The organism is Streptomyces sp. NPDC047081 (assembly GCF_040643775.1).
GTDB lineage: Bacteria > Actinomycetota > Actinomycetes > Streptomycetales > Streptomycetaceae > Streptomyces.
This window is the reverse complement of sequence record NZ_JBEYUY010000011.1, coordinates 163,287-176,914: the sequence shown is the minus strand read 5'-3', so window position 1 is coordinate 176,914 and position 13,628 is coordinate 163,287. Positions and strand designations below refer to the sequence as shown.

General features: G+C 71.0%; 12 protein-coding genes. 6 read left to right on the top strand and 6 right to left on the bottom strand.

What is annotated here, in order from left to right; translation table 11 throughout:
* Positions 1–45: 45 nt before the first annotated feature.
* Entirely contained in the window at positions 46–1,431 is a 1,386-nt protein-coding gene (locus ABZ848_RS22635; protein ID WP_360834474.1) for a transcriptional regulator, read from the bottom strand.
* 310 nt (positions 1,432–1,741) lie between these two features.
* Here ABZ848_RS22635 and ABZ848_RS22630 point away from each other — a divergent pair, with 310 nt between their 5' ends.
* The 3 genes from ABZ848_RS22630 to ABZ848_RS22620 all read left to right on the top strand — a co-directional run bounded on the left by ABZ848_RS22630 (position 1,742) and on the right by ABZ848_RS22620 (position 4,878).
* Positions 1,742–2,404 carry a bifunctional DNA primase/polymerase gene (locus ABZ848_RS22630; protein ID WP_360834472.1) on the top strand — a complete coding sequence of 221 codons (663 nt, stop codon included), beginning with the start codon at positions 1,742–1,744 and terminating at the stop codon, positions 2,402–2,404.
* A gap of 93 nt (positions 2,405–2,497) precedes the next feature.
* The gene (locus ABZ848_RS22625) at positions 2,498–3,268 is read left to right on the top strand and encodes an ABC transporter ATP-binding protein (RefSeq protein WP_360834470.1); all 771 of its coding nucleotides are present in this window, start codon (positions 2,498–2,500) and stop codon (positions 3,266–3,268) included.
* Complete coding sequence (locus ABZ848_RS22620) at positions 3,265–4,878, top strand: transporter (protein ID WP_360834468.1); 1,614 nt, start codon at positions 3,265–3,267, stop codon at positions 4,876–4,878. The genes ABZ848_RS22625 and ABZ848_RS22620 overlap by 4 nt, the downstream gene beginning before the upstream one ends.
* A gap of 118 nt (positions 4,879–4,996) precedes the next feature.
* Here the strand turns inward: ABZ848_RS22620 and ABZ848_RS22615 are convergent, their stop codons facing one another.
* Positions 4,997–5,950, bottom strand: a complete 954-nt coding sequence (locus ABZ848_RS22615) for an alpha/beta hydrolase (RefSeq protein WP_360834466.1) — start codon at positions 5,948–5,950, stop codon at positions 4,997–4,999.
* A gap of 606 nt (positions 5,951–6,556) precedes the next feature.
* On the bottom strand, positions 6,557–7,249 hold the full coding sequence (locus ABZ848_RS22610) for a metal-dependent transcriptional regulator (RefSeq protein ID WP_030941023.1): 693 nt from the start codon (positions 7,247–7,249) through the stop codon (positions 6,557–6,559).
* A 293-nt stretch (positions 7,250–7,542) separates the two neighbouring features.
* Between ABZ848_RS22610 and ABZ848_RS22605 the strand changes: the two genes are divergently transcribed.
* Positions 7,543–8,298 carry an SIS domain-containing protein gene (locus ABZ848_RS22605; protein WP_360834464.1) on the top strand — a complete coding sequence of 252 codons (756 nt, stop codon included), beginning with the start codon at positions 7,543–7,545 and terminating at the stop codon, positions 8,296–8,298.
* Between the two features lie 31 nt (positions 8,299–8,329).
* Here ABZ848_RS22605 and ABZ848_RS22600 read toward each other — a convergent pair whose 3' ends face one another.
* Positions 8,330–9,745 (bottom strand): PAS domain-containing protein, encoded by a 1,416-nt coding sequence (locus tag ABZ848_RS22600; protein WP_360834462.1) that lies wholly within the window; start codon positions 9,743–9,745, stop codon positions 8,330–8,332.
* A gap of 146 nt (positions 9,746–9,891) precedes the next feature.
* Complete coding sequence (locus tag ABZ848_RS22595) at positions 9,892–10,332, bottom strand: GNAT family N-acetyltransferase (RefSeq protein WP_360834460.1); 441 nt, start codon at positions 10,330–10,332, stop codon at positions 9,892–9,894.
* Between the two features lie 44 nt (positions 10,333–10,376).
* On the opposite strand from ABZ848_RS22595, the gene ABZ848_RS22590 reads away from it, so the two are divergent.
* The gene (locus ABZ848_RS22590; RefSeq protein WP_360834458.1) at positions 10,377–10,949 is read left to right on the top strand and encodes a DUF4240 domain-containing protein; all 573 of its coding nucleotides are present in this window, start codon (positions 10,377–10,379) and stop codon (positions 10,947–10,949) included.
* A gap of 406 nt (positions 10,950–11,355) precedes the next feature.
* Positions 11,356–12,384 carry a 2-oxoglutarate and iron-dependent oxygenase domain-containing protein gene (locus tag ABZ848_RS22585; protein ID WP_360834456.1) on the top strand — a complete coding sequence of 343 codons (1,029 nt, stop codon included), beginning with the start codon at positions 11,356–11,358 and terminating at the stop codon, positions 12,382–12,384.
* A gap of 50 nt (positions 12,385–12,434) precedes the next feature.
* Here the strand turns inward: ABZ848_RS22585 and ABZ848_RS22580 are convergent, their stop codons facing one another.
* Complete coding sequence (locus ABZ848_RS22580) at positions 12,435–13,535, bottom strand: citrate synthase 2 (RefSeq protein WP_360834454.1); 1,101 nt, start codon at positions 13,533–13,535, stop codon at positions 12,435–12,437.
* Positions 13,536–13,628 lie beyond the last annotated feature (93 nt).

The following is a 13,628-nucleotide window of genomic DNA, read 5'->3' as shown; positions in this document are numbered from 1 at the left end:
ACTCTTACGGATTCACGCGTCCACGGTCCGGCCGGTCGCCCGCCCTCACGCCGCCGCCTGCAACTCCAACCGCGCCCCGAACTCCCGTACCACCGGCTCTTCCCGGTACGGCTCCAGCCGCTGCTGGAAGTCCTCCAGGTAGTCGGCGCCCCGGTTGGAGCGGAGGGACTCCAGGAGTTCCACGGCCTTCAGTCCGGTGTTGCAGGCCTGTTCGATCTCGCGCTGCTGCACCTGCGCGGTGGCGAGGAGCACGTAACCGATCGCCCGGCGACGGGCCTTGGACTCCGGCAGCTTCGCCAGCGCCTCCTCCGCGCGCCGCGCGCCCGCCTCGGCCTGCCCGAGGTCCCGGTGGCAGTGCGCCAACTCGTCGGCCAGATAGGCCTCGTCGAAGTGCGAGATCCACGCCGGGTCGTCCCCGGAGGCCGCGTCGGCGCCCTCCAGCGCCGTGACCGCCCGCCCGGACGCCACCTGCGCGGCCCGCGCGTCGCCCATCAGTGCGTGCCCGCGCGCCTCGGCGGCGTAGAACATCGCCTCCGCGCGCGGTGTCACGCGCCCCCGCGCCCCTTCCTGCGCCGCGCGCGCCAACTGGGCGATCTCCCGCGGGTTCCCGAGTTGCGCGGCGAGATGACTCATGGACGCGGCCAGTACGTAACCGCCGTAACCCCGGTCGCCCGCGGCCTGTGCGAGCCGCAGCGCCTGGATGTAGTAGCGCTGGGCCAGGCCCGGTTGGCCGGTGTCGACGGCCATGTACCCGGCGAGTTCGGTGAGTCGGGCGACGGCCGCGAAGAGATCCCGGCCGACGGCCTCCCGGTACGACCCCGCCAGCAGCCCCGAGACGACGCTGTTCAAGTAGTGCACGACAACCGGGCGGACATGCCCGCTGCCGTACTGGTGGTCGAGGTCCACGAGCGCCTGGGTCATCGCCTTCACGGCCGCCACGTCGGACTGCCCGACGCGCGGGCCCGCCGAGCGCGCCACCTGCGAGTCCGGCGAGGAGATCAGCCAGTCGCGGCTCGGTTCGACGAGGGCGGACGCGGCGACGGAGGAGCCGGACAGGAAGTCCCGGCGGCCCACGTCACTGCGCCACAGCTCGCAGACCTGCTCGATGGCCCCCAGTACGGTCGGCGAGAACTGGAGACCGACGCCGGACGCGAGGTTCTTGCCGTTGGCCATGCCGATCTCGTCGATCGTGACCGTACGGCCGAGCTTGCGGCCCAGTGCCTCGGCGATGATGGCGGGCGCCCGGCCCCGCGGCTGCTGTCCGCGCAGCCAGCGGGCCACGGACGTCTTGTCGTAGCGGAGGTCGAGGCCGTGCTCGGCACCGCACATGTTGACCCGGCGGGCGAGCCCGGCGTTCGAGCACCCCGCCTCCTGGATGAGCGCCTGCAACCGTTCGTTCGGCTGCCGCGCGACGAGAGGCCTTGCGGCCATTGGCACTACCCCCTGTGGCTGCGGTGCCTGCCCACGCACCGAGTTGGCGTGTCTTCCATGACCGGATCCCTCTGCTCCCCGAGCGAAAAGATCCGGCCTTGAAGATCAATGCCCCGCGGACATACCGAAAATGCGAGGCATGCGAGGATTGCCGGGGTAAAGACCGAAGCCGACCCCACTCGTGGCTACCCAGATCAAGCCGACGTTCCTCCTCTGCGCCCCCACACGTGCATCCATGCGCCCCAACCGAGGAATCGATGCCCCTCCCCCGCGCGCGTTACCCCCGTAACCCGAGGTGGATGCGGGAGTTGTGTTGAGCGTGGAAGAGACGATCGCGGGTACCGAAGCCGCTCAGATTCCGAAGCAGCGCGGGGAATCGCTGCTGGAGACCGCCGTGCGCTACGCCGAGGAGCGTCACTGGGACGTGTTCCCGGGGACCTGGCTGGAAGCCGTCGACGGGGTGCAGCGCTGCTCCTGCGGCGACGCGGGGTGCGGCGCGCCGGGGGCGCATCCGGCGCGGGAGGACTGGGCGACGCAGGCCACGGGCTCGGCGACCGTCGCCCGCCGGATGTGGCAGAAGCAGCCGGCGGCTTCGATTCTGCTGCCGACGGGGCGTACGTTCGACGCGATCGACGTCCCTGAGACCGCGGGGTTCCTGGCGCTTGCCCGTATGGAGCGGATGGAGCTGACGCTCGGGCCCGTGACGCTGTCCCCGGATCGGCGCATGCGGTTCTTCGTACTCCCCGGCGCCGCCGCGAAGCTTCCCGAACTCGTCAGGAAACTCGGATGGACACCGTCGTCGCTCGACCTCGCCGCGCTGGGTGAGGGCAGCTACGTGGCTGCGCCGCCTACGCGGTTCGGGTCGCGGGGGGCTGTGCAGTGGGCGCGTCGGCCTACGCCGGCGAATCGGTGGCTGCCGGATTCCGAAGAGCTCATCTCGCCGCTTGCCTATGCGTGTGGGCGGGATCGGTAGCGCCTGTCGGGGTGCCTCGCGTTCGCCGTTGGCGGGTGCGGGTTCGTCGTGGCTTGTCGCGCAGTTCCCCGCGCCCCTCTTAGGTTGGCTTCCATGACGTCGGCTGTGAGTGTGCGTGGGCTCTGGAAGCGGTTTGGGCAGCAAGTCGCCGTTGCCGGGATCGATCTCGAATTGCCCGCCGGGAAGTTCATCGGGCTCGTCGGACCCAATGGGGCCGGGAAGACCACCACCCTCTCCATGGTCACCGGGTTGCTGCGGCCGGACCATGGCACTGTCGAGGTCGTCGGGCATGACGTGTGGCGGGATCCGGTGGCCGTGAAGGCCCGGATCGGGGTGTTGCCTGAGGGGCTGCGGCTGTTCGAGCGGCTGTCCGGGCGTGAACTGCTCGGCTACAGCGGGCGGTTGCGCGGGCTGCCCGGCGGCGAGGTCGACAAGCGGGCCACGCAGCTGCTCGACGTGCTCGACCTGGCCGGCGCCCAGCACAAGCTCGTCGTCGACTACTCGACCGGCATGCGGAAGAAGATCGGGCTCGCGGCGGCACTTCTGCACAACCCCGAAGTGCTGTTCCTGGACGAGCCGTTCGAGGGCGTCGACCCCGTCTCCGCGCAGACCATCCGGGGCGTGCTTGAGCGGTACACGGCCTCCGGCGCCACCGTCGTCTTCTCCTCCCACGTCATGGAACTCGTCGAGTCCCTGTGCGACTGGGTCGCCGTGATGGCCGCCGGCCGCATCCGCGCCCAGGGCACGCTCGCCGAGGTCCGCGGCCAGGCGCCCACCCTGCAACGGGCCTTCCTCGAACTCGTCGGCGCGGGCGGGCGCGACGCCGGTTCGGATCTCGACTGGCTGGGCGGCGGGACGCGATGACCACCGACGGCACCCCGGTCACCGGCATCACCCCCGTCGTCGTACGACTGAAGCTGTCGCTCCTGAAGAACGGGCTGCGGCAGTCCGGCGGGCGGCGGGCCGCATACGTCGTCTCGGCCGTCGTCGTGCTGCTCTTCGGCGCGCTGCAACTGCTCGGCCTGATCGCGCTGCGCGGCCACGCGCACGCCGAGGCCGTCGTCGTGCTGCTGGTCGCCGTGCTGGGGCTCGGCTGGGCGGTGATGCCGCTGTTCTTCCCCGGCGGCGACGAGACCCTCGACCCGACCCGCCTGGTGATGCTCCCGCTGCGGCCCCGGCCGCTGGTACGGGCCCTGCTGGCGGCCTCGCTGGTCGGCATCGGCCCGCTGTTCACGCTGCTCCTGCTGACCGGCGCGGTGATCACGGTGGCGCACGGGGCTGCCGCGTACGCCCTCTCCGTCGTCTCCGTCGTGCTCGCGCTGCTGGTGTGCGTGGCCCTCGCGCGGGCCGTCGCCGCCGCCAACATCCGGCTGCTGACCAGCCGCAAGGGCCGCGATCTCGCGGTGCTGAGCGGGCTGGTGATCGCGATCGGGGCGCAGCTGGTCAACTTCGGTGCGCAGCGGCTCGGTTCGAGCGGGCTGTCGCAGCTCGAACCGGCCGGGGACGTGCTGCGATGGGTGCCGCCGGCGTCGGCGATCGGCGCGGTGGACTCGGCGAGTGAGGGCTCGTACGGCGTCGCGGTCCTCCAACTGGCGCTCAGCGCGGGCGCGTTGGTGGCGCTGATCGCCGTATGGTCCCGGCATCTCACGAAGTTGATGACGTCACCGGACGGCTCGACCCTCCAGGCGGCCACCGACCAGCCCGCCCGCGACCCCGGCACCTCCGGCGGCCTCGCCCGCCTGCTGCCCGCCGGCCGCACGGGCACGGTCATGGAGCGCAGCCTGCGTTACGTCTGGCGCGACCCCAAGACCAAGGCGGCCTGGGTCACTTCGCTCGCGATCGGCCTGATCGTGCCGGTCTTCAACGCGCTGCAGGGCACCGGCTCGATCTACTTCGCGTGCTTCGCCGCCGGGATGCTCGGCATCCAGATGTACAACCAGTTCGGGCAGGACACCTCCGCGTTCTGGATGGTCGCGACGACGATCTCCTCGGCGCAGGACGCGTACGTCGAACTGCGCGGCCGGGCACTGGCATTGCTGGTGATCACCCTCCCGTACGCCACTCTCGTCACGGTCGTGACCACGGCGATGCTCGGCGACTGGCCCCGCCTCCCCGAGGTCCTCGGCCTCTCCTTCGCCCTCCTCGGCGCGATGCTGGCGACGGGCGCGTGGACCTCGGCCCGCTTCCCGTACTCCATCCCCCAGGAGGGCTACAAGAACGTCGCCCCCGGCCAGACCGGCCTCGCCTGGATCTCCATCTTCGGCGGCATGGTCTCGGCCGCTCTGCTCACGGCCCCGGTGATCGTGGCGACGATCTGGGTGAACGTGGCGAAGAACGGCGACGACTGGGGCTGGCTGCTCCTGCCACTGGGCACGGCCTACGGCGCCGGCATCACCCTGGCGGGCCTACACCTGGCCGCCCCGAGGACAGCAGCCCGCCTCCCAGAAATCCTGACGGCGGTGAGCAAGGGCTGAGGGACGTTCCATAGCGGCCTCGATTGAAGCGCCCCTGAAGGGGCGCGGGGAACTGCGCGACAAGCCACAACGAACCCGCAGCCGCCACAAGACCGCAACCCCACCCCCACTAGGCCCCTCAAACCGCCAGCACAGAATCCAGAAACGGCTCGACAGCCTCCCGCCAGGCCCCCGGCTGGTCATAGTGCACAAGATGCCCCGCATCAGCCACTTCCGCGTACTCCCCCCTGGGAAGGACCCGCACCATCTCCTGCGCCTCCGCCCGCCCCAACTCCCCGTCCAGCCCCCGCACCACCAGCGCCGGACACTGCACCTGGGCCAACTCCTCCCAGTGCGCGTCGTACACCCACGTCTCCCGCGTCTGAAGCATCTGCGCCGGATCGAACACCGGCCGCCACCCGTCGGCAGACTCGTGCATCACCTCGGCGTAGAACTCCCCCCGCGCCGGATTCGGCCGCTCCACCCACGGATCGTCCTCGCCGAACCACTTCCGTACGTCCGCGAGCGTGGCGAAGGGAACGGGCCAGGCCTTGAACCAGTCCTGCCACTCCCGCTGCGAGGCCGCGCCCAGCGCCGACGCCCGCATGTCGCAGATGATCACGCCCCGCACCAGGTCGGGCCGTTTCGCGGCGAGCTGCCACGCGGTCAGCGCGCCCATCGCGTGTCCGATGAGGACGGCCGGGGAGAGCCCCAGCTGTTCCAGCGCGGCCTCCGCGTCCTCGACGTAGGCCTCCCGGGTGAACGCGGCCTGAGGGGGCTTCTCGCTCTGCCCGTGCCCGCGTTGGTCGAGTGCGACCGCGCGATGCCGTTCGGACAGCCAGCGGGCGGTGGACGCCCAGTGCGAGGCGCGGCCCATCAGGCCGTGCAGTAAGAGCACGCCGGGCCCGCACTCGTGCCCACCGGGCGGCGCGGCCTGGTCGCGCGTCCCCGACCGCTCCGGCGCTTCGGGCCGATCCGGCGCACCGGCCTGCTCCGGTACGAGGCCCGCCGGGTCGGTCTTGGGAGGGTCGCCGAACTCCCAGGCCGCGAGGCGTACCCCGCCCGCCCCGGTCACGTCGATGCGTCGCGCCATGGTCCTGGCACCCCCTAGCTCCGCTCGGACCGGCTCACTCCCGCTTCGAGCCGGCCGGTCCTGTGAACCGTGTCCTGCCGTGCCGTGCAGCTGCCTTCCGTCCTGCGGGTTCCACGTGCCGCGCCTTCACGCCCTCACGCTTCACGTCTTCACTCCTGAAGCGCACGTTCCGCGTTTCCCGTCACCCGGCAGACTATCGAATGGGTATTCGAAAATGCCGTTTCCGTGAGCAACACCCCTCGTTCGAGTGACCGTACTCAAGGAATGATCGTCGCTGCCGAGGGGAGATCTTCAGCGGGAGGCGGACCGCTCGGGGAAAACGGTCCGAGGGGGATGACCCTGGGAGCTCGGGGCTCCGGGTCAGCACAGGGGAGGACCGGCCCCGGCGCCACTCGGCGCCGGGGCCATCCACACGTCTGCGGCACATCCTCCCGCCCCCTCAGGTCATATGCCTCACGCGCCAGCCTCGCACGCGAAACGTCCGAGCGCTCCGAATTCGGCACATAAAATCTCGACGTCAAGGGACCGCCGAGGCGCCTCAACCGCCTCCCGAATCCCGGTGGTCGACACTCGTACCAGGTCGGAGGGCGATCGGGCGCCGGGTGCTCAGCGCTTGGCGACGAACACATGGGAGGCGACGTCCGCCTCCAGCTCGGCCGCCTCGCCGCCGCTGCCGACCAGCACGCCGCCCGCCGACTCCGTCACGCTCACCACCGAGCCGGGCTGCACGCCCGCGCGGCGCAGGGTGTACATCAGCTGCGCGTCCGTCTGGATCGGCTCGCCGATACGGCGCACCACGACCGTCTTGCCGTCGGCGCCCGGGTCGAGGTCCGCGAGCGACACCATGCCCTCGTCCAGGAACGGGTCGGCGCCGTCCTTCTCGCCCAGCTCCTCCAGGCCCGGGATCGGGTTGCCGTACGGCGACTCGGTCGGGTGCCGCAGCAGCTCCAGCACCCGCCGCTCCACGGCCTCGCTCATCACGTGCTCCCAGCGACAGGCCTCGGCGTGCACCTGCTCCCACTCCAGGCCGATCACGTCGACGAGCAGACACTCGGCGAGGCGGTGCTTGCGCATCACGCGCGTGGCGAGGCGGCGGCCCTCGTCCGTCAGCTCCAGGTGCCGGTCGGTCGCCACGGAGACCAGACCGTCCCGCTCCATCCGCGCCACCGTCTGGCTCACGGTCGGCCCGCTCTGGTCGAGCCGCTCGGCGATCCGGGCGCGCATGGGGACCACACCTTCCTCCTCAAGCTCGAGGATGGTGCGGAGATACATCTCCGTGGTGTCGATCAGTCCGGACATACGTGCCCCTCGATGAGATCTGCCGGAAGCGCGAAGAGCTTCCCGGCGCGTGCGCTGGCCCTGGATTCAATTCTGACGCATACCACTGACAACCGTGCCGCGCCGTTGAAACCACGGGGTTACGGGCGAGTACTCGGGAGTAGCCGCCCGTATTCGGGCAGTTGCGGCCCCCTCGTCTGGCGGCCGTATTGACACCGCACTGGTCCAGACCGCACGGTGATCCGCGACACAGCCGATGACAACCTCATGGCTCCCGTGACCCGTGACCCGTGATCCCACCCGGAAGGACCCGCATGAGCGACGGCAAACTGGCCGACCAGTTCTTCGACGCCGCGATCGATCTCCTGGAACGGGTGCGCGACGAGGAGGGCGCGGCCATCGCCGCGGCGGGCACGCTGCTGGCCGACACGGTCGCCGACGGGGGCCGGCTCTTCGCCTTCGGCGCCGGGCACTCCTCGCTCGCCGCGCAGGACGTGGTCTACCGGGCCGGGGGGCTCGCCCTGATGAACCTGCTGGCGGTGCCGGGGGCCGTGGGCGTCGATGTGATGCCGGCCACGCTGGGCTCCGCCCTGGAGCGCGTCGACGGCCTCGCGAGCGCGGTTCTGGACACGTCACCGCTGCGCGCGGGCGACGCCCTGATCATCATCTCCCTCTCGGGCCGCAACGCCCTCCCGGTCGAGATGGCGATGCACGCCCGCACCCTCGGCGTGAAGGTCATCGGCGTCACATCGGTCGCGTACGCGACGGAAACCAGCTCCCGACACTCCTCGGGCACCTACCTCCGCGACCACTGCGACATCGTCCTGGACTCCAAGATCCCCATCGGCGACGCAACCCTGACCCTGCCCCCCATCCCGGCCCCCTTCGCCCCGGCCTCGACGGTGGTGACGAGCGCGATCCTCCAGTCGGTCATGGCGACGGCGGCGGGAGTCCTGTCGGACCGCGGCATCGAGCCCCCACTCCTCCGCTCCGGGAACGTGGACGGCGGCCACGAGTGGAACGGCCGGGTGTTCAAGGAGTACGGCGACCGGATCTTCTACCAGCGCTGAAGCCGGCCGCGCACCGCAGCCCGCGGGCTCCCTACTCCCGCCCCACAACCCCGGCCAAGTCCAACGCCGCGGCAATCCGCACAGCCACGTCCTCCGCATAAACCGCGTCGGCCCGCTCGAACTGACTGCGCCCGCCGCCACGCAGAAACGTCACGACCCCAAGCGTCCGCCCCCGACTCCGCAGCACCGCACACAACGCATGCACAGAGTCCCCCGGCCACCGCCGGGCCAGCGCCCACTCCCGGGCCTGCTCGGCGGCCACCGCCCCGACGCTCGCCCGCACGGACCCGGCCCGCTCCACGCACTGCAGAGCCGGATGTCCCTGCCCGTACCGCACGGGCAACCCCGCCGCCCCGGCCAGCAGACTCGGCCCCGGCGCCCCGGAAGGCGTAGCCGCAACCCGCACCAGCCGCACCGGCGCCTCGCCCTCGCTCTCCCCGTCCGCGCCCACCGAGCCCCCCACCACCCGGTCGATCAACGCGTGATCGGCGAACCCGGCCAGCGCGAAGTCCAGATGAACCGTCGCCGCCTCCCGCGGATCCTCACACTCCCCCGCCGCCCGCGCGGCCCGGTGCAGCTGGTTCGTCCGGAACCGCAGCAGCGACGCCTCCTGCTCCCCCTGCTTGGCCTCGGTGACGTCCTGGAACAGCCACCCGACACCAAGCGGAACCGGTTCCTCCGCGAGCGGTGAAGCCAGCCGTACGAACCCGCACCGCCAGCACCGCCGCTGCTCGCCGTCCGGCGTCCGCACGCTCACCCAGATCTCCGCGGGAGCCGGCGGCGCACCCTCGGCGAGCACATGGGTGAGCGCGCTCTCGAGTTCCTCCACGCCCTGGGAGAGCAGTTCCCCGAGCGGCCGCCCGAGCGCCGACGTACGCCCGATGCCCAGCGACCGAGCCGCATGCGCATTCACCACCGCGGGCCGAAGATCGGCATCGACGAGCACGACCCCCCAGCTGGCGTCCTCGAACAGCGCCTCGCTCAGCGCGATCGACCGCTCCAGGTCGATCTGCGCGTGCACCTCGCTGAAGGCGCAGTACAGGCCGGCGGGCTTGCCGTCCGGCCCCCGTACGGCCGCGGACTGCGTGCGCACGAGCACCCGCCCGCCGTCCTTGGTCAGCAGCGCGAACTCGTGCACCTGCCGCCCGGGGGCCTGCATGGCGGCCATCAGCCGCCCCTCGACCTCCTCGGCGTCGGCCTCCCGCACGGCCCACCCCGCGAACCCGTGCCGCCCCACCGCCTCGGCCGCGGTCCAGCCGAGAATCCGCTCGGCCTCACGGTTCCAATGGGTTACGACTCCGTCGGCGTCGAAGGCGCACAGTGCCGCGTCCATCCCGTCGAGGAGCGCGGCGAGCAGATCGGAGCCGTCGGGGCCCACGGGGCCGGCCCGCTCGGGCTCGTCGGGCCCCAGCTCATCGGTGGTCCCACTACGCCGGGAAGCACTCACCTGGACCCCCTGCCAAGCTGCGTCCGCACGCACGGCGCGTCGGTTCGCTCACTCGCAATCATCTAACTCGAACGTGACGCAGCACACACCGAGTTCCCACAAGTTGAGGGAATCGTTGCAACCTGCCTCACGTCCCACAATCAGCCCTACCCCAGCCGAAGATCAACCCACAGATCACTCTCACCGTCGAGCACGTACCGCTCGACCTCCACAAACCCGACCCGCGCGGCGAACCGCAGCCCATCGTCATTGGCGGCCAGCACGCAGGTCTCAACCCCCTCGGCCCCCAGCCCCCGCGCGTACGCAAGCCCCCGCTCATACAGGGCCGCCCCGATCCCCCGCCGCCGATACTCAGGCAAAACCCGCGCGATAACGGTGGCCACCCCACCCACGCCCTCCGGCGGCCGCACGGTGGAACACCCCACCAGCACATCCCCCAGATAAACGTTCTCCAGCCAATTCCGCCCGCCCCGCTCCCGCGCCGCGTCAAGAGACATAGCGGCAGGCGGAACGACGACGTTGTGCACGTACCGCCACTCCTCGACCATCCGGTCCCCGACGACCCGCTCAAACCGAACCTCGGCCACACCGGCCCCCCTCGTTGTCAGACCCTGCTGCCACAGTCTCCGCCATGACCACGGACGACTTCTGGCACCTCGTCGAGACCGCACGCAGCCGCACCAGGCCCGACCACCCCTTCGACCAGGCACTCGTCGAGCTGCTGACCCGCCGCACCCGCCGGGAGATCCTCGAATACCAGGAACGCTTCGACGCACTGCACGAGGCCCTGTACCGCTGGGACGTCTGGGCCGCCGCCTACCTCATCGGAGGCGGCTGCTCCGACGACAGCTTCGTGGACTTCCGCGCCGGGCTGATCGCCCAGGGCCGTGAGTGGTACGAGCGTGTCGTCGCCGTACCCGACAGCCTTGCCGGGCATCCCGCGGTCCTCGTCGCAGCCGGTGGCCCCGACGACCGCGCCCTGTTCATCGAGGAGGTCAATTACTGCGCCGCCGAGGCCTTCGAGGTCGTGACGGGCCGCGCGGAGGCCTTCTACGAGGCCTGGAAGGAGTACGCGGCCGAGCATTCGCATGCCGATTCCACCGTCGGCGACATGGGCGAGGACTTCGACTTCGACGACCCGTACGAGATGGGTCGGCGGCTGCCGCGGCTGGCCGGGGTTTTCCTCTCGGAAAAAAGTGGTTGATCGTGCGGCGAGGCGTTCTTAGGGTGTGGGCTACACGAGAAGGGAGGTGGTTCGGCAGATGTATGAATACCGGACGCGTGAGGTGACTGCGGGCTAGCGGCCCGTCACCACACCGAGTGCGGTGCCGGACCAGCACGGGAGAGAACCGTGCAGCCGGCCCAATCCCAGGCAGTCACCCGACCCGCGAGCTCGCCGGTACGTCCGGCCGGCTCCTTCGCCGAGGCGGAGGGACCAGAGCTCGCGGGTCGTCTGCGTTTCCGGCGCAGTACTCTGTGGCCATGCTTCCGATACTCGTTCGACGCCGGCACGTGGACTACGTGCGCGTCACGAGCATGGGCTGTCGGCGTTCGGTCGCCTGATCCAGCATCCAGCCCATTCCCCTCGCTTCACCCCTCGGACGCACCCCATGACGCACACGTCGACGCCCCCGTCGTACGCCCAGCTCCCGATCATCGACCTCTCCGCCGCCGACCGCGGCCCCCAGGCCCGTGCGCTGCTCCACGCCCAGTTGCACAGCGCCGCCCACGACGTCGGCTTCTTCCAGCTCGTCGGACACGGCATCGACCCCGCGGAGCGCGCCGCGCTGCTCCGCGCCATGCACGCCTTCTTCCGGCTCCCCGAAGCCGAACGGCTCGCCCTCGACAACATCAACTCCCCCCACTTCCGCGGCTACACCCGCACCGGCGACGAGCGCACCGGCGGCAGCCGGGACTGGCGCGACCAGCTCGACATCGGCGCCGAGCGCCCCGCCCGGACACCCGGCCCCGGTGAGCCCGCGTACTGGTGGCTGGAGGGCCCGAACCAGTGGCCCGCCGCCCTCCCCGAGCTCCGTACCGCCGCACTCGCCTGGATCGACCGCCTCAGCACCGTCGCCCACCGCCTGCTGCACGAACTCCTCACCGCCATCGGCGCCCCCGCCGACTTCTACGACCCAATCTTCGGCGCCCAGGCCCACCCGCACCTCAAGCTCGTCCGCTACCCGGGCAGCGCGAGCGACGGCGCCGACCAGGGTGTGGGGGCCCACAAGGACTACGGTTTCCTGACCCTGCTGCTCCAGGACCAGGTGGGGGGCTTGCAGGTGCAGAGGGGCGACGGGCTCTTCCATGACGTTCCGCCGCTGGAAGACGCGTTCGTCGTCAACCTGGGTGAACTGCTGGAGGTGGCCACCAACGGCTACCTCATCGCCACCAACCACCGCGTCGTCAGCCCGCCGGGTGCCACGGAGCGCTTCTCCGTGCCCTTCTTCTACAACCCGCGGCTGGATGCAAGGGTGGATCCCCTCCCCTTCCCGTACGCCGGCACGGCCCCCGGAATCACGGACGACCCCACCAACCCCCTCTTCGCCGAGTACGGCTACAACGAACTCAAGGGCAAGCTCCGAGCCCACCCGCTGGTGGCGGAACGGCACCACGCAACCCTGCTCACGGCGGCATGAAAAACGGGCCCGAAGGGCCCGTTTTTCAGGGGCGCGGGGAACACCCCCCGTCAGTGGGCGATCCCCCCATACCCCTCAATGTCCTGCGGAGCCCGCACCCCCGGCCCCACATACCGCGCCGACGGCCGCACCAGCCGCCCCGTCCGCTTCTGCTCAAGAATGTGCGCCGACCACCCCGCCGTACGCGCACACGTGAACATCGACGTGAACATGTGCGCCGGCACCTCCGCGAAGTCCAGCACGATCGCCGCCCAGAACTCGACGTTCGTGGCGAGCACCCGGTCGGGACGGCGCGCGTGCAGTTCCGCAAGGGCCGCCTTCTCCAGCGCCTCCGCCACCTCGAAGCGCGGAGCGCCCAGTTCACGCGCCGTACGGCGCAGTACGCGCGCGCGTGGGTCCTCGGCGCGGTACACCCGGTGGCCGAAGCCCATCAGCCGCTCGCCCTTGTCGAGGGCCTGCTTGACGTACGCCTCCGCGTCGCCCGTCCGCTCGATCTCCTCGATCATGCCGAGGACGCGGGAGGGCGCCCCGCCGTGCAGCGGGCCCGACATCGCTCCCACGGCACCGGACAGCGCCGCGGCCACATCCGCACCCGTGGACGCGATCACCCGTGCCGTGAACGTGGACGCGTTCATGCCGTGCTCGGCGGCGGACGTCCAGTACGCGTCGACGGCCGCGACGTGCTTCGGGTCCGGCTCCCCCCGCCAGCGGATCATGAACCGCTCGACCACGGACTGCGCCTTGTCGATCTCGCGCTGCGGGACCATCGGCCGACCCTGTCCGCGCGCGGACTGGGCGACGTACGAGAGCGCCATGACGGCGGCCCGGGCGAGGTCCTCGCGGGCCTGCTCGGCATCGATGTCCAGCAGGGGTTTCAGGCCCCACACGGGCGCCAGCATGGCGAGCGCGGACTGGACGTCCACCCGGATGTCACCGGAGTGCACGGGGATCGGGAACGGCTCGGCGGCCGGCAGGCCGGGGTTGAAGGCGCCGTCGACCAGCAGCCCCCATACGTTGCCGAACGAGACGTGACCGACCAGGTCCTCGATGTCGACGCCCCGGTACCGAAGGGCGCCGCCCTCCTTGTCCGGTTCGGCGATCTCCGTCTCGAACGCGACGACTCCCTCGAGTCCGGGTACGAAGTCGGACATCAGGCGGCTCCTCGTGATGTGTACGACAGGTGCTTGCTACGGAAGCGGCGGCTCCACCTCCGGATCCCCGGTCGGTCGTGCGACTCGCGGTCC